Raw genomic sequence first — 15,999 nt, forward strand, 5'->3', positions numbered from 1 at the left:
ATTAGTTTAAAGCCGGTGTTGCTCCTTCTACAGGTCGGACGATGGCGGGTTTATTGATAGCTTGAGGCTGAAATAGTGCTTTTAGTGCTGCGTCCAGATTTTGGGCCATGACAATGCGGTTTTCGTAGGCAACAATGACTCTTACTAAAGTGGGCAAACTATTGCGCTCGGCTTCTAAGTACAAAGGTTCAACGTACAGTAAAGATTGCTCGATGGGAATGACTAATAAATTTCCTTGAATTGCTTTTGAGCCTTGGCGATTCCACAGAGATATTTGTTCGGAAATAACAGGCTCTTGGTTGATTAAAGCTTCTATTTGTTCTGGACCATAAACTAATCGCTGTTTGGGAAATTGATACAGTAGCAATTTTCCGTAATCGCCCTCATCGGATCGACCCGCAATCCAAGCAATTAAATTGTTCCTACCGACAGGGGTAAATGGCAGTAACAAAATAAATTCTTCTGATTTTTCTGTCGGCAGTTTCGTAATCAAATAATAGGGTGCTACTGGTTGCTGTTCGCTGCCGTAAATTTCATTGGGAATTCGCCATAAGTCCTCTCGATTGTAAAATACTTGAGGGTCTTCCATGTGATAGGTTAACAGGCGTTCGGATTGAACGCTCAATAAATCTGCTGGGTATCTGAGATGTTTGCGGAGAGCCGGAGGCATTTTGTCAAGAGGTTTGAAGAGTGCTGGAAAAATAGCCATCCAACTGTTGATTATCGGGTCTGAGGGGTTGGTAACGTAGAAGTGTACAGAGCCGTTGTAGGCATCAATGACTATTTTTACCGAGTTGCGGATATAGTTAAATTCATTTTTTCCGGGATCGGAATAGGGATAACGATCGCTGGTAGTGTAGGCATCGACAATCCAGTAAAGGTAGTTGGGATAATTCTGATTGAGTGAGGGGGAAGACTGGATATTTTTGGTTGTTTTCTTGGCTGCTTTTTCTCGGAAATTAGTTTGACTAATCTGGGCGTTGACTACTACTAAGTAGGGGTCTGAATCGTAGCGCAAAAAAGGAGCGATCGCCCGTACTCTTTTGTTAATGTTTCGGCGGTACAATAACTTAGTTTTTGGTGTGAAGTTGCGGGTGAAAGCTATTTGCCAATTTTTGAGATAATTAGCAAATAACCAGCGTTTCCACAGAGAATCTATGGCAATTCCGCCTTTACCAGTGTATGTATTGTAAACATTGTCTTCACCGCTGGGGTAGTCGAATTCTTTAACTTTGGTAGGTGCCATCACGTCGGTATCGGTGACTTCGCCGTAATAAATGCGGGGGTGCCCGATGGGTATACTGGCTCGAAGGCGATCGCTAGTGATGTCTAAAGCCGTCTGGGGTGTTGCTTCAACTCCAATATCTTTGACAAAATAATCGGGTAAACCGCCGGCACCGATAGTATTGACGGGAGAAAGAGTAAAGCCATAACCGTGAGTGTATACGAGGTTTTCGTTAACCCAAGTTTGAGCTTCGGGACTAACTTCTGTGTAGTCTAATTCTCTAGCTGCGAGAATAACTTGTTGGCTGTAGGTATCTTGTTTTTTGGTTTTTTGGTTTTTAACTGTGTAGCGATCGATATCAGCATCTAAGAATTTATAATAAGGTCTAATTTGTTGCAACTGTCGGTTGGTTTGCAGTAGTGGCAGTTTGTCCCACAGGCGGATATTGCTGATAGTAAGCTGATTTTTTTCCAAGTCTGTATAGCTTAATTTACCTTCTGGATCGAAAGTTTTTATTTCTATTTTATTGAGGTCGAATGCTTGTTGAGTAAAGGTAATACTTCTCTCAATATATGGTTTTTCTTTCGCTATCTCATTGGGGTTTACAATTAAAACCTGTACGATAAATGGTAGTAAATAACTTAACAATAAACAGTTTATCACCAAACTAATTACAAGCAATTTAAAGCGGTTATTTTTCATATTTAATTTACCTATACACCAGAGCATATAAAGTGCGATCGCGATCGCCATAACACTGGCAAATCCATAGGAGGGCAGTCGCACTGTGACATCAGCATAATTAGCCCCGTAAGTAACGTCTCCCCGCGAGTACAGCAATTCGTAACGAGCTAGCCCATAGAGGAAGGCGATGGCTAGCATCAAAAGTGAGCCTAAGCCATATAAGTGTCGCTGCTGCGATCGCGAAAACGTCAACAAGATTCCTTGACTCAAGCTGTTTGCAGATAGTAAATAGGTAAAAGTGCTAGATACTAAACCATACAAAAATACCACAGTCAGTGAGAAGGCGCACAATTCTAATATGGGCAGAATAAATACATAAAAGCTAATATCTTGATTGAAAATAGGGTCAGTGGTGTTAAATTTAATGGGGTGGAAATAGAGCAAGACTTTTGTCCAGCGACTGGCGGTAATTATGCCGATCGCCAAACTGAGAAAAATGGCGATCGCCCGCAGCCAAAAATCCGGCTTAATTGTCATGGCTAACATCAGTCCCAGCAGTAAGCCCAAGTGCCACCAATGAGAAAATAACTGCACGCAGAGCTGCCCGATGGACTCAAATCCCAAATTAATTGGCCCGGCAGGCACTGCGCTGGCTATACTGAAATCCGCGAGGCTAGCTGCTGCTAACAGCCCGCAATGAATTACCATCAAACCTGCGATCGCGCTTAATCCGAATAACCACAACAGCAACCAGGGAAATGCCTGTTGAGGTTGAGACAAAGATAATTGATAATTCTGCTCCGTTTTTGTGAGACTTACTGAAGCAAATAACGCCCCCAAATTCGGCGACTTGGTTTCCTCAGTCGGATGTTTGAGGCGACGGGCTAAAGCTAAATTCCCCATCAAAAAAACAGCAGAAATAGCAGTGGGAATTACCCCTAGCAACCCTTGAGTTTTCAGTCTCAACAGCAAAACCTGAAGATATCCAACTTCCTGAAACCACAGAATTTCTGCTACCAACCTGGTAACTAACTCCATCACCAGCCCTAGGCTCGCAATCAGTAGAATTATTTGATAAATTCGCCTGTTCAAAGTCATCATCTTCAACTTCTCGCCACTATCAATATCTGCCGCAGTTCATCGGGGTGAATCTACGGTTAAATATTTCCTTTTTTTATTTTTTCAATAAGTATAGAGCGCAAATTTTCTGTTACTGTCAATAACTGCTCGGCCCTAAAAAACAAGGATTAGCTATTGACTTTGGGGATTTTTTTATGGTATATTTTAGATAATGGGAGTGGTGGCAAAAATAAAAAAATTGCCACCACTCCCATTATCTAATAATAGGTTATCACTTTGGGAAAGTCAAGCGTTTCAGCTTAAAAAAATGACGATTTTTTTTTATTTTAATTCAAAAAAAATAAGCATGAAAACCAGAGGGAAATAATCCCCAGGCAGAGCCTGGGAATTAGGGCAAAAAATCAACTAGCTATACTGCTGATTGACATCCACATCCAAATTAAAGAGTGTTTGTAAAGTCTGCATTGCTTGTCGCCGTGCCTCAATATCTTGCTGAGCGCGTAATTGCACCATGGGGTCGTGTAAAATTTTATTCACAATCCCTCTGGTTAAAGATTCAATCACATCTTGATGTTTCTCGGAAAACTCTGAACCTAAACGCGATAAAGCTTTTTCTAACTCTTGTTCCCGAATCAATTCTATCTTATCGCGCAAACAGCTAATAGTCGGAACAGTTTCCAGGCTGCGCCACCAAACATCAAAAGCTGCTACTTCTTGTTCGAGTATGCCCTCAGCTTCCATTGCCATTTTGCGGCGGGTTTCGTGATTTTGAGCTACCACAGCTTTTAAGTCGTCTACATTAAACGACTTGACATTGGTTAGCTCTTTTACATCAGAATCGACGTTGCGGGGGACAGAAATGTCCACTAACATCAAAGGGCGATCGGGTGCTAAGACAGTTGCTAATTTAGCTTTATTTAAGAGCGGATCGGTAGCAGCGGTACTGGTAAAAACCAAGTCGGAACTAGCGATTACCGACATCATTTCTGAAAGCTGATATAAATGTAATGTGGCATCTTTAAACAGGCTGGCTAATTCTTCGGCACCACGGAGCGATCGATTGACGATCGCAATATGGCTAGCTCCTTTGGAAAGCAAATGCTGCACCAAAAGTCGGGACATTTTACCAGCACCGATAATCGCAATCCGGCTGCTTGCTAAATGCTGACCTTTGAGTTGAGCCAGTTCCGCCGCAGCCGAAGAAATTGAAACCGCACCGGTACCAATACTGGTTTCTGTGCGAACACGTTTCCCTGCTGTCATGGCTTGCTTAAGCAAGCGCTCCAAAATTCGGCCTACACCTTTATACTGCTGAGCGAGTTTGTGAGTTTGTTTCACCTGAGCCAAAATTTGCCCTTCTCCGAGAACCAAACTGTCAAGACCAGAAGCAACTCGCATGAGGTGCATTACCGCATCTTCGTGGAGTAAGATGAACAGGTGAGGTCGCAAAGACTGTAAAGGAACTTTACTGCATTCTGACAGGAATTGAGTAACTTCCCGCACACCAGGTTCTGACTCGGTGGTAACAATATAAATTTCTAAGCGGTTGCAAGTGCTGAGAATAGCAACCTCTTGAATATGTGGGTAGCTACGCAATTGGGCTATAGCCCCTTCAATCTTCTGTTCTGGAATGCTCAGTTTTTCGCGAACTTCAACCGGCGCTGTTTTGTGGCTAAGACCTACAACTGCAATATTCATATCTGTGGTTTGTCACTATTTATTTTTTACTTGTCAACAGTCACATCTCATTAGTGTTTAGTTTATCCCTAATTGCTAATAACCGGTGACTGTCAACAGTCAACTGTCAACAAGCCAACAGCATACTGTTGGCTGTTGGCTTGTTGACAGCCAACAGTCAAGAGGCAAAAGCCAACAGTTAACTGTTAACTGTTAATTAATGACTAATTTAATTGCAGAGATTTCGGCTGGTCAAACATATGGATTGTATCCACAAACCGAGCAGTCTTGGACTGAGAAGAAATTACCAAACTTTCAGTACGAGCGCCGCCACCAAAGAAGCGAACTCCATCCATCAGCGTTCCGGGAGTAATTCCGCAAGCTGCAAACAGAACTGTTTCCCCCGATGCCAATTCTTCAGCATTGTAAATCTTGTCTGGGTCTGTGATGCCCATTTCTTTAAGTCGAGCGATATTGCTCTCTTTACTTTCACCGATCAAACCAGTTTTGACAACAGCCGGATCGTAAATCAACTGCCCTTGGAAGTGACCGCCCAAACAGCGCATGGCTGCTGCTGAAATCACACCTTCCGGTGCTGCACCAATACCCATAAGTGCGTGGATATTAGAACCAGAAAACGCGCAAGAAATTGCTGCTGAGACGTCGCCGTCGCTGATCAGTCGAACTCTTGCACCCGCTTGCCGAATTTCATTAATTAAATCTTTGTGCCGAGGGCGGTCCATCACCACTACCACCAAATCCTCAACACTGCGGCCGAGACAATCAGAGATAATTTTGAGGTTTTGGGTTGGTGTCTTACGAATATCTACATGATTTTTGGCAGCCGCAGGAGCAGCCAATTTGTTCATGTAGAAATCGGGAGCAGCAAACAAACCACCTTTTTCGGAGATTGCTAAAACTGCCATGGAACCGTTTTGACCGTAAGCCACTAGGTTAGTACCTTCGCAGGGGTCAACAGCGATGTCAATTTCGATCAATTCATCTATGTTGCAGACATCTTGGGCATCTTCGCGAGTACAAATACCCACTTGTTCCCCGATATAAAGCATGGGTGCGTCGTCGCGTTCCCCTTCACCGATCACGATGCGACCGCGCATATGAATTTTGTTCATCCGCTCGCGCATGGCTTCTACAGCCACTCTGTCGGCTTCATCTTTCTCGCCTTTGCCCATCAATCGAGCTGAGGCGATGGCTGCCTGCTCTACTACTTCGATAATCTCTAAACCGATTGCATTGTCCACGAACTATATCCTCCCAACTGAGTCCTGCGTGCCTTGTGCTTTTTTTGCACTCCCAGCAATCAAGTTTATCAGAGGCGGGGATCTGTGCGAGCGTAAGTCTTGAGTTAGTTTGTGTTAACTTTTGCTTCTTGCAGACCCGACAGTGGGAAAATGATCCATAGGAGAGTGGGAGAGAGTGGAAAAACCTGAGCCATCTTGGGCGATCGGATTGACCGAAAATTTGGGTGCAAGCCCCGTCCTTTTAGGAGCTTGATGAGCGTACTCATTCATGCTCGGACTGCGGCTATACAACGGACAGAGATGTTGCAGCCGCTCAAGTAGTTCTAATTAGAGGACTTGCAGCCGTAGGGCATACGGTCAAGATGCTTGCTGAGGGTAAATTCATTGGAATCCCTGCGAATCAAGAATCCCCTCGCCTTTAGGCAGGGGTATGTCAATGAGCCTCCTGCCTAGTGGGCTGTGATTGGTTGTGAAGTTTTAGAGCGAAAAAGTATCTGGCAACCGTCTGCACACCCTTTTCAATCAAAATTTAAGTGTATTTACTGTTTCTGGGCAACTCATACTATTACAAGAGTTCGGGGGGAGGGAATGTTTAAAAAACTTTACATAAAATTTGATAAAAATATTCATCGACTAGGCTATAATAGTTATTTGAGTAAGTCTATCCTTAAAAAGATAGCCATACTAAAAATGTCTGGTCTCAATCTTGAGGCTTTTAAAAAAAATTCACATTAAATTTACCAGGATTAGATTGTGGTCAATTTTGAGAAAACGAAATAAATAAATATCAAAATTTACCGAAAAGGTTTTTCTTGACACGATCGAGGTAGATTTAATTAGCAGGGAGTCATAAAAAATGATGATGAAAGCCCAAGATATTATGACCACAGACGTTGTGACCATTCGCGGTTCGGCAACTGTTGCCGAAGCAGTAGCGATGATGAACGAGCTGTGTTTGCGCGCGTTGATTGTGGAACGCCGCCACGAACAAGATGCCTACGGCATTGTGACTGAAACGGATATTGTCTATAAAGTAGCAGCCTACGGAGTAGACCCGAAAAAAGTCCGCGTTTTTGAGATTATGACCAAGCCGTGCATTACGGTGAATCCTGACTTGGGCGTGGAATATGTGGCTCGGTTGTTCGCGAATACGCGCATCCGTCGGGCTCCGGTGATTCAGGATAAGTTAGTTGGCATTATTTCGGTAACGGATATATTGACAAAAAGCGATTTTCTGGAGAAGCCGAAGAGTGTTTTATTTGAGGAAGAAATAGAAAAGGCGATCGCCGATGCCAGAACTATTTGTGCCGAAAAAGGTGTGACTTCTAGAGAGTGCGCGGTAGCTTGGGATATTGTAGAGGAAATGCAGGCTGAGGCTTCTCACCAGCGATCGCAGAAGCTGGATAAAACGGCTTTTGACGAGTATTGCGAGGAGAATCCAGACGCGGCTGAAGCTCGGATCTACGACAGCTAAGTTAGTGCGGTCTTAAAGGTTGTTTACCGGGCTGTAATTGGTGTATTTTTGTCTATCAAACCCGGTTTCTGGCTATCCCTGCGTAAGTCGCGATCGATCAAAATTCGACAATTACCGGGGTGTGGTCGCTGGGTTTGATGAGTTTCCTGGGATTAATATCTATGGTGCAGTTTTTGGCTTTTTCATAGAGAGACAAGCTGAGATAATGGTGGTCAATTCTCCAGCCTTTGTTGCGAGGAAATGAGGCGGCGCGATAGTCCCACCAGCTATAGTGGCCACCTTCTGAGGTGAATTTACGAAAGGGGTCACTCAATCCTAATTCTATGATGGATGTGAGTGCGAGGCGCTCTGGGACTGATAAGCCGGCGGAGTTAGCACAAGCTTTGGGGTCGTAAATATCTCGATCGCCCGGAACGATATTAAAGTCTCCACAAATGCACAAATTAGGTGATTTGTCAAGAGCAATTTTCAAGTATTTGTGTAACAATTTCAGCCAATGTAGCTTGTATTGATATTTCTCCGATCCCACTTCTGAACCGTTGGGAACATATACGGAAATAATACAAATATCGTCGATGATGCCGGTGATGAGGCGTTTTTGTTCGTCAAAAGTGCCGACGGTTTCCTCACCGAGAATGGGTGAAAATCCGGCGCTGACTTGCTGCATGGGAACTCGACTCAAAATCGCCACACCATTGTAGGATTTTTGGCCGGAGATGTAACAGTGGTAGCCGATGTCGAGAAAGGGTTGCAGGGGAAAATCTTTGTCTATAACTTTGGTTTCTTGCAGACACAAAACTTCTACAGGGTTTGCTTCGAGCCAGTTAATGACGTGTTCGATGCGGGTGCGGATTGAGTTGACGTTCCAGGTGGCGATTTTCACGATGATAGTTTAAGGTACGCAAGTCTAATCTGCAATGGCGATCGACTGAACGCTTGGTTTGAGCTTTCATAAGAAAAATATCATATCACTTCTGGGGTGTTGAAACAGGCTTCACATCCTGTACCATTCTGAGTTAGGGTGTCGGCCCTGTTCCAGAAGAATTAAAGGTGGTTGTGGGGTCTCAACCCCCAGATTGAGCAACCTCTACTTCGGAAATCAAAGGAGGCAAAGTTGAATAATCTAAGTGCCTCAACTGCGACAGGGCCTTGCTTGTGTTAGATTGAGCATAATTATTGTCAACTCTTCACCTCCGGCGCGTCAGACAAATGGTTATCACAAAACGAGGGCTTGTTCTAAGTGCAGCAGCGGTGGTACTGACTGCTGTAACTCTTGTCAACACTGGTTGCAGTTCTAAATCTCTGGCTTCTTTTAGGGGTAGTCCCAAAGAGTTGGTTGATGAAGTTTGGCAGATTATTGACAAAAGTTATGTGGATGGTACTTTTAATCAGGTTGACTGGAAAGCAGTACGAAAGGATTATTTGAACCGGACCTATAGCAGTGATGAGGATGCTTATAAGGCCGTGCGGGAAATGCTCAAAAAGCTAGACGATCCTTATACTAGGTTTATGAACCCGCAAGAGTTCAAAAATATGCAGGTTGACACTTCTGGAGAATTAACAGGAGTGGGTATTCAGTTGACTCAGGATGAGAAAACTAAGAAATTAGTGGTGATTTCGCCCATTGAGGATAGTCCGGCTTTTAAAGCGGGGATTCAAGCAAAAGATATTATTAGTAAAATAGATGGCAAGATTACCGAGGGGATGGACACGAATCAAGCGGTAAATTTGATTCGCGGTCAGGTTAACACTGAGGTGACACTGACTATTATCCGCAATAATAAGGAAATACAATTTAAGCTGAAAAGGGCGAAGATTGAAATTCATCCGGTGCGACATTTGGTACAGAAAAGTCCGATGGGTGAAATCGGCTATATTCGCCTGAATCAGTTTAGTGCAAATGCGGGATCGGAAATGCGATCGGCCCTTCAGGATTTGGAAAAGAAAAAAGTGACAGGCTATATTTTAGACCTGCGTTCCAATCCGGGCGGGTTGTTGTATGGGAGTATTGAGATTGCTCGGATGTGGCTCCAAGAAGGTACGATCGTCTCTACGGTCGATCGAATCGGCGAGACGGATAGACAAACTGCCAATAAAAAAGCGATTACTGACAAAGCTTTAGTGATACTGGTAGACGGGGGTTCTGCTAGTGCTAGCGAGATTCTTTCGGGTGCTTTGCAGGACAACAAACGGGCGGTTTTGGTGGGAACAAAGACCTTTGGGAAAGGTTTAGTGCAGTCGGTACGTGGTGTGGGAAATGGTTCGGGTTTAGCTGTGACGATCGCTAAATATTTTACTCCCAGTGGGCGGGATATCAACCACTTGGGCATTGAACCTGATGTTAAAATTGAACTCACCGAAGCTCAAAAAGAGGAATTGAGGCGCGATCGGGATAAAATCGGTACGAATGCAGATCCGCAGTATGCGAAAGCTTTGGAAGTTTTGACCAAGAAAGTGACTGGTAAAACAGTAAATCAGAAGGCTGAGTCGAAACCGAATGCTGCGCCACCAAAAGCGAATGCGGCCCAGGCTAAGCCAAGTTCTGCACCGGCTAAATCTAAGTAAGTAAATCCACCTAATTTAACGTAAGATACAGGTGGCTAAAAAGCTTGCTGTATGACCATTGTTCACCTCGATCTTCTTCCTTCTTCCTTCCCCCCTTGGGGGGGGGCAGGGGGGGGTTCTTCTTCCTTCTTCCTGAAGCGGTTCCTGAGCGGAGTCGAAGGGCCTTCCCCCCTTCTTCCTGAAGCGGTTCCTGAGCGGAGTCGAAGGGCCTTCTTCCTTCTTCCTTCTACTTAGTTGTTCACAAAAACTTGCTGTCAGAAGCGCTAAAGTCCTCATTACAAACCTGGTGGGTAGTGAGGACTTTAGCCATCACTTTTCTACATAATATTTTTCCACAAAACTTCGCAATCCTGATTTATATCCTTGTCCTACGGCCTGAAACCTCCACTCTCGGTTTTTTTTATACAAACGTCCAAATTCCAAAGCTGTCTCTAATGTAAAATTCTCTTTTAATTCGTACCTAGTCAATTCCGTTTGGCGATCGCGATCGTATAGACTAATAAAGGCGTTCTGGATTTTGCTAAAATTTAATCCTACGGATTCAGCATCGTGGATAGTTACAATCAGCACAATCTCTTCAATAGTGGCATCGATTAGAGATAAATCTACACTGTAGAGGGTGTTAATGTATCCTTTTCTGGGCGAAGATTTATCCGTGCCGGATTGTTTCACAGCACCATCTAGGGATTTAGGATTATTATAAAATACTAAATAGTCTTCGTGGGGAATTCTGCCATCAGCGCCTAACATAAATGCTGAAGCATCAATGTCACAGTTTTTGTATGATGAATTGACTTGCCAACCCAAAGCGATGACCAGTCTTTTTAAGTTGGGAAATTCTTGAGAAAGATTGAATCTGTCACCTTTAATTAATTGTACGCTCATTTGTCTGGGTTCCTTCCTACACTCTAATTTCAATGGGTAATGGGTAATGGGTAATTGGCACTCTCTCCCTCCTCCTATCAATTCCGGTTGTATCGTCAGGTGATTTAACCGCGAAGGCGCGAAGTACGCGAAGTTCGAGAAGAGAGAGTTTAATACAGGACGATGAAGAGAGGATTTTATATCACTCAAAAATGCCAAGGCTTAAAAAAAGCTAACACTTTCGGTAGATGGCGATTTTTTTATTTACTCTCAAAGTACAGACATTTATCCATGAAGTAGATTAGACATCCCCCATCATTATTTCTTGTGGAACAGGCCCGATACCGGTTCTTAACAGGCTTTTTGGGAAATGTCTGTTAAAAAAATGACCAATACCAAGATATTGTAATCAATTCTAAATAATTCCCAGGCAATTTATGGCAAACATGGTTCCTGAAATGCGATCGCCAATCATCTCAGTCAAAGAATCCTCACCACCTGAAATTGTGACTTTCGATGTCAGTGGTATGAAGTGTGCAGGCTGCGCCAAGGCAGTTGAACGCCAACTAATGCAATACTCAGGGGTAATTTCAGCTTGCGTTAACTTAGCCGTAGAAGTAGCAACGGTTGAGTGCGAACCGGGGGCGGTGGATGCTGACGCCTTAGCCAAAAAGTTAACTGATAATGGATTTCCCAGTCTATCTCGCGCAGGTGGAAATCAGCGAGAAATGGAGGTGGCGATAATTGAAAGGCGACAGCAAGAAATTCGACAGCAAATAGGACAATTAACGATCGCCCTAATCTTAATTATTCTCTCAGGTTCAGGTCACGTATTGGGAACAAAAGCCCCAATTTTAAGCAATATTTGGTTTCACTGGGGACTCGCAACCCTGGCTTTACTACTACCTGGGCGCCGAATTGTAGTTGACGGGTGCCGCAGTTTGTGGCGAAATGCACCGAATATGAATACTCTGGTAGCTTTAGGCGCTGTCACAGCTTACACCGCTAGCAACGTGGCACTGCTGTTTCCCCAGATGGGATGGGAATGCTTTTTTGACGAACCGGTGATGCTGCTGGGCTTTATTTTATTGGGGACAACTTTGGAACAGCAAGCTAGACAGCGCGCCGCATCAGCGCTACAAGCTTTAATCGCACTCCAACCAGCTACTGCGCGCTTAGTTGATTTTAAATTGCCGATTTTAGATTTGGACTCGCCATCTCCGGTCTACAATCCACAATATATTGAAATTCCAGCCGATCGCGTCCGAGTCGGAGAATGGCTGCAAGTTTTACCAGGGGACAAAATTCCGGTTGATGGGGAAGTTTGCGAAGGTAAAACAACCATAGATGAGTCGATGCTGACTGGGGAATCGATGCCGATTTTGAAGCAAACAGGAGATCCAGTCGCGGCGGGAACTATCAATCAATCCGGGGCGATTGTGATCCGGGCAACTCGCACGGGTAAGGAAACTACTGTAGCTCAAATGGTGGCTTTGGTGGAAGCGGCCCAAACTCGGAAAGCGCCGATTCAAAATTTGGCGGATACTGTGGCGGGATATTTTGTCTATGGGGTAATGGCGATATCGGCTTTAACTTTCCTATTTTGGTATTTTGCCGGAACTCATCTGTGGCCGTCTGTGCTTTTAGGGCATGGGGCAATGAATATGGGCCATGGGACAATGGGGATGGGAAACCAATTACCAATTAGTCATTACCAATCACCTTTGCTGTTAAGTTTGAAATTGGCGATCGCGGTTTTAGTCATCGCTTGTCCTTGTGCTTTGGGACTGGCTACCCCAACTGCAATTTTAGTTGGTTCTGGGATTGGGGCGGAGAGGGGACTTTTGATTCGCGGTGGTGATGTTTTGGAACGGGTACATCAATTAGATACGGTGGTTTTTGACAAAACTGGTACTTTGACTACCGGAGAGCTCACACTCACAGATTATTTGCCGATTTTTGAGAGTTCTGGGTTGGATGGGACTTCAGATTTGAATGTTACCCACAGGCAAGATGCCTGTTGTACCATTGACTCCCAACTTCTGCAAATCGCCGCGGCTGTGGAAAGGGGTTCTTGTCATCCCGTCGCCGCAGCGATTTTGCGGGAAGCTCAACAACAAGCTTTGCCACTGCTGGCTGCTGAGGATTTCTACACGGCACCGGGATTGGGGGTTTCGGCTGTGGTGGAGGGCCGACTGGTGTTCGCCGGGAATGCCGAGTGGATGACGCAGCAGGGGGTGGCTATTGCCACGGAATTGTGTGGGTCTTTTCAAGGCAAAACGGCGGTTTATGTGGCTTGTGAGCGCGTTTTGCTGGGGGTAATCGGGCTAAAAGATACTCTCAGACCGGATGCTAAGGCGACGGTGGAGCGTTTGCGGGCTATGGGATTGCGGGTGATGATGCTGACGGGGGATACGCCTGGGGCGGCGTTTGCGATCGCCAACCAGTTAGATTTGCCGACGACGGATGTTTTGGCCCAAGTGCGGCCGTTCGAGAAGGCAAGGGCGATCGCGGCTTTGCAAGCCGAAGGCCGGAAAGTGGCGATGGTGGGTGACGGAATTAATGATGCTCCCGCTTTGGCTCAAGCAGATGTTGGTGTGGGGTTACATGGTGGGACTGATGTAGCTGTTGAAACTGCTCAGATTGTCCTGATGCGAAATGCTTTGATGGATGTTGTGGAGTCGATCGAACTTAGTCGCGCTACTTTGAAGAAGATTCGCCAAAATCTGTTTTGGGCTTTTGGTTACAATATGCTCGGAATTCCGGTAGCTGCTGGTCTTTTACTCCCGGCGATGGGAATTTTACTCAGCCCTGCGGCTGCTGGTGCATTTATGGCCTTTAGTTCTGTTAGCGTTGTTACCAATTCTTTGCTGCTGCGTCGCGAATTTCGGCCTTAAATTTACCGATTTTAGGTAAAAATCCTCAGTCATTGGTCATTAGGCAAGAACTCATTCCTCCAGAAGGCAGAAGGCCGAAAGTATGGATACTGAAGGCTGAATTCAAGCAAAATAGGAACTAATGACTAATGACTAATGACCAATAACTAATGACTAATGACCAATAACTAATGACTAGAGTGCCATACTTTCTAAGAGCCGCCAGTTACGGTTGCTCATAATCGACTGAGTGACTAGCTCAAACATTTGACGGCAGTGGTTATTTGTTTTGAGGGGCAGTTCCTCGTTTTTAATCACGAAATTCATGCGAACTTCTGAATCGCTGCTCGTGTTTTGCTCAATTAGGACTTCTGCGGTGACGAGCTTGGGTATAGAAACTTGACCAGGAAGTTCGCGAGCCATGAGAGAATCTCCTGTATTGTAGATAATATCAAGATTGCATGACTCTAAAATCTCAATCAAAGAGTGACGGAGACGGTCAATGGGGACGGCAACGATAAAAAAACCAGTATAACGAGCCATAAAAAAACTCCCGCGGTGAGGCATTTAGACATTATCATCATACCTAACATCGAAGATATTTACAGTGCAATAACGATTTATTTTATCAAAATTCAAAGGGAAGTCCATGGCAGGGAAACTGATCGTGTTTGAAGGAGTTGAAGGTGCAGGAAAAACTACACAAATGCAGCGGTTGATACATTGGCTGCCAAAAAACTGCTTTACAATCAAAAATTTTGCTGCTACTCGTGAGCCTGGGGGGACTGAACTGGGAAAGGCACTCAGACGGTTATTACTGGAGCCTGGCTCGGAGGAATTAGTATCAAATCGAGCGGAATTACTGATGTATGCTGCCGATCGCAGTCAGCACGTCGAAACTTTTCTCAAACCGAAGTTAGCCCAGGGGACGATGATTTTGTGCGATCGCTTTACTGATTCTACTATTGCTTATCAGGGTTACGGCCGCGGGCTTAACTTGGACTTAATTGAGCAACTGAACGCCATTGCTACTGGTGGCTTGCAAAGTGATTTAACTTTTTGGCTAGATATCGATGTATCAAAAGGGTTAGGGAGGGCTAGGGCTAGGGGAGAGTGCGATCGCATGGAGCAAGCTGATTTGGCATTTCACCAGCGGGTGCAACAAGGTTTTGCGGAGTTGACTAGACAAAATCCGGATCGAATTATGCGCATAAATGCCGATCGCACCGAGGATGAGGTCGCCCAGGAAATTCAAACTATCTTAAGTAGTAAGTTAGCCGCTTGGGGATATGGAAAGAGTTCGGAATTTTGAATTATGGATTATTTTGAATCATTAATCGGACAAAACCAGGCAGTAGAATTACTCACTCAAGCCGTCTCTGGCAACCGCATTGCTCCTGGCTATTTATTTGTTGGCTCTAACGGGATCGGCAAAAGTTTAGCCGCTCGGTGTTTTATTGAGCTTTTATTCTCGGCAAATCTGACACAACCAAAATTAATAGCTTCGGTGCAAAACCGCGTGCGCCTGGGAAATCACCCAGATTTGCTCTGGGTAGAACCAACTTACATGAATCAAGGCAAGCGGCTGTCAGCACAGGAAGCTGAGGAAGCGGGCTTGAAGCGGAAATCACCGCCCCAAATTCGACTAGAACAGGTGCGAGAAATCGGTGATTTTCTGAGTAGACCACCCCTAGAATCGGCCCGTTCTATTGTCGTGTTGTCACAAGCAGAAACCATGGGTGAGGGGGCGGCGAATGGTTTATTGAAGACTTTGGAAGAACCGGGAAAAGCTGCGCTAATTTTAATGGCTCCGACTGTGGAATCTTTGTTACCAACCTTGATTTCGCGGTGTCAAAAAATTCAGTTTAATCGCCTGAATCCCGCAGCGATGGCACTGGTATTGCAGCAAAGGGGATTTGGAGAGATTTTGTCCCATGCTGAGGTGATGGGAATGGCCCAGGGAAGTCCTGGAGAGGCCATTGCTATTTGGCGGCAACTGCAATCGATGCCGGATGATTTGTTACAAAAAGTTAAGCAGTTGCCTCAAAATTTGCGATCGGCGTTGGAATTGGCTAAGGAAATTGATAAAACTTTGGATACTGAATCTCAGTTATGGTTAATCGATTATTTACAGCACTGTTACTGGCAGCAATTTTTGGCAGGGGGAATTAGTCGATCGCCCTTAGAGCCTTTAGAAAAAGCGCGACAATATTTACTCAACTATGTACAGCCACGATTGGTTTGGGAATGCACATTAATGGGAATTTGTCAATCTTTGTAATTTTGACTGGG

Annotated in this window: 11 protein-coding genes and 1 pseudogene; 6 read left to right on the forward strand and 6 right to left on the reverse strand. The window is 44.8% G+C overall.

What is annotated here, in order from left to right:
* Position 1 precedes the first annotated feature (1 nt).
* The 3 genes from P2A85_RS26225 to glpX all read right to left on the reverse strand — a co-directional run bounded on the left by P2A85_RS26225 (position 2) and on the right by glpX (position 5,928).
* Entirely contained in the window at positions 2 to 3,007 is a 3,006-nt protein-coding gene (locus P2A85_RS26225; RefSeq protein WP_377481734.1) for a UPF0182 family protein, read from the reverse strand.
* Between the two features lie 387 nt (positions 3,008 to 3,394).
* A complete protein-coding gene (locus P2A85_RS26230) occupies positions 3,395 to 4,687 on the reverse strand; it encodes a glutamyl-tRNA reductase (RefSeq protein WP_377476261.1) in 1,293 nt (430 codons plus the stop codon).
* A gap of 203 nt (positions 4,688 to 4,890) precedes the next feature.
* Positions 4,891 to 5,928, reverse strand: a complete 1,038-nt coding sequence (gene glpX / locus P2A85_RS26235) for a class II fructose-bisphosphatase (protein WP_340525050.1) — start codon at positions 5,926 to 5,928, stop codon at positions 4,891 to 4,893.
* A 245-nt stretch (positions 5,929 to 6,173) separates the two neighbouring features.
* On the opposite strand from glpX, the pseudogene P2A85_RS26240 reads away from it, so the two are divergent.
* A pseudogene (locus tag P2A85_RS26240) lies at positions 6,174 to 6,350 on the forward strand (RNA-guided endonuclease TnpB family protein); the annotation flags it as partial.
* A gap of 434 nt (positions 6,351 to 6,784) precedes the next feature.
* Complete coding sequence (locus P2A85_RS26245; protein WP_377476262.1) at positions 6,785 to 7,402, forward strand: CP12 domain-containing protein; 618 nt, start codon at positions 6,785 to 6,787, stop codon at positions 7,400 to 7,402.
* 97 nt (positions 7,403 to 7,499) lie between these two features.
* On the opposite strand, the gene xth is transcribed toward P2A85_RS26245, so the two are convergent.
* On the reverse strand, positions 7,500 to 8,285 hold the full coding sequence (xth, locus tag P2A85_RS26250) for an exodeoxyribonuclease III (RefSeq protein ID WP_377476263.1): 786 nt from the start codon (positions 8,283 to 8,285) through the stop codon (positions 7,500 to 7,502).
* 326 nt (positions 8,286 to 8,611) lie between these two features.
* On the opposite strand from xth, the gene ctpC reads away from it, so the two are divergent.
* Positions 8,612 to 9,967: a carboxyl-terminal processing protease CtpC gene (gene ctpC / locus P2A85_RS26255; RefSeq protein WP_377476264.1), complete on the forward strand. Its 1,356-nt coding sequence runs from the start codon at positions 8,612 to 8,614 to the stop codon at positions 9,965 to 9,967.
* A 309-nt stretch (positions 9,968 to 10,276) separates the two neighbouring features.
* Here ctpC and P2A85_RS26260 read toward each other — a convergent pair whose 3' ends face one another.
* A complete protein-coding gene (locus tag P2A85_RS26260) occupies positions 10,277 to 10,852 on the reverse strand; it encodes a TerD family protein (protein ID WP_377476265.1) in 576 nt (191 codons plus the stop codon).
* A gap of 416 nt (positions 10,853 to 11,268) precedes the next feature.
* On the opposite strand from P2A85_RS26260, the gene P2A85_RS26265 reads away from it, so the two are divergent.
* A complete protein-coding gene (locus tag P2A85_RS26265) occupies positions 11,269 to 13,728 on the forward strand; it encodes a heavy metal translocating P-type ATPase (protein ID WP_377476266.1) in 2,460 nt (819 codons plus the stop codon).
* A 174-nt stretch (positions 13,729 to 13,902) separates the two neighbouring features.
* On the opposite strand, the gene P2A85_RS26270 is transcribed toward P2A85_RS26265, so the two are convergent.
* A complete protein-coding gene (locus P2A85_RS26270) occupies positions 13,903 to 14,250 on the reverse strand; it encodes a hypothetical protein (RefSeq protein WP_340525136.1) in 348 nt (115 codons plus the stop codon).
* A 106-nt stretch (positions 14,251 to 14,356) separates the two neighbouring features.
* Between P2A85_RS26270 and tmk the strand changes: the two genes are divergently transcribed.
* Both tmk and P2A85_RS26280 read left to right on the forward strand, forming a co-directional pair.
* Entirely contained in the window at positions 14,357 to 15,019 is a 663-nt protein-coding gene (tmk, locus tag P2A85_RS26275; protein ID WP_377476267.1) for a dTMP kinase, read from the forward strand.
* A 3-nt stretch (positions 15,020 to 15,022) separates the two neighbouring features.
* On the forward strand, positions 15,023 to 15,988 hold the full coding sequence (locus P2A85_RS26280; RefSeq protein WP_377476268.1) for a DNA polymerase III subunit delta': 966 nt from the start codon (positions 15,023 to 15,025) through the stop codon (positions 15,986 to 15,988).
* The last annotated feature ends 11 nt before the right edge of the window (positions 15,989 to 15,999 follow it).

The organism is Microcoleus anatoxicus (assembly GCF_042465725.1).
Taxonomy (GTDB): domain Bacteria; phylum Cyanobacteriota; class Cyanobacteriia; order Cyanobacteriales; family Microcoleaceae; genus Microcoleus; species Microcoleus anatoxicus.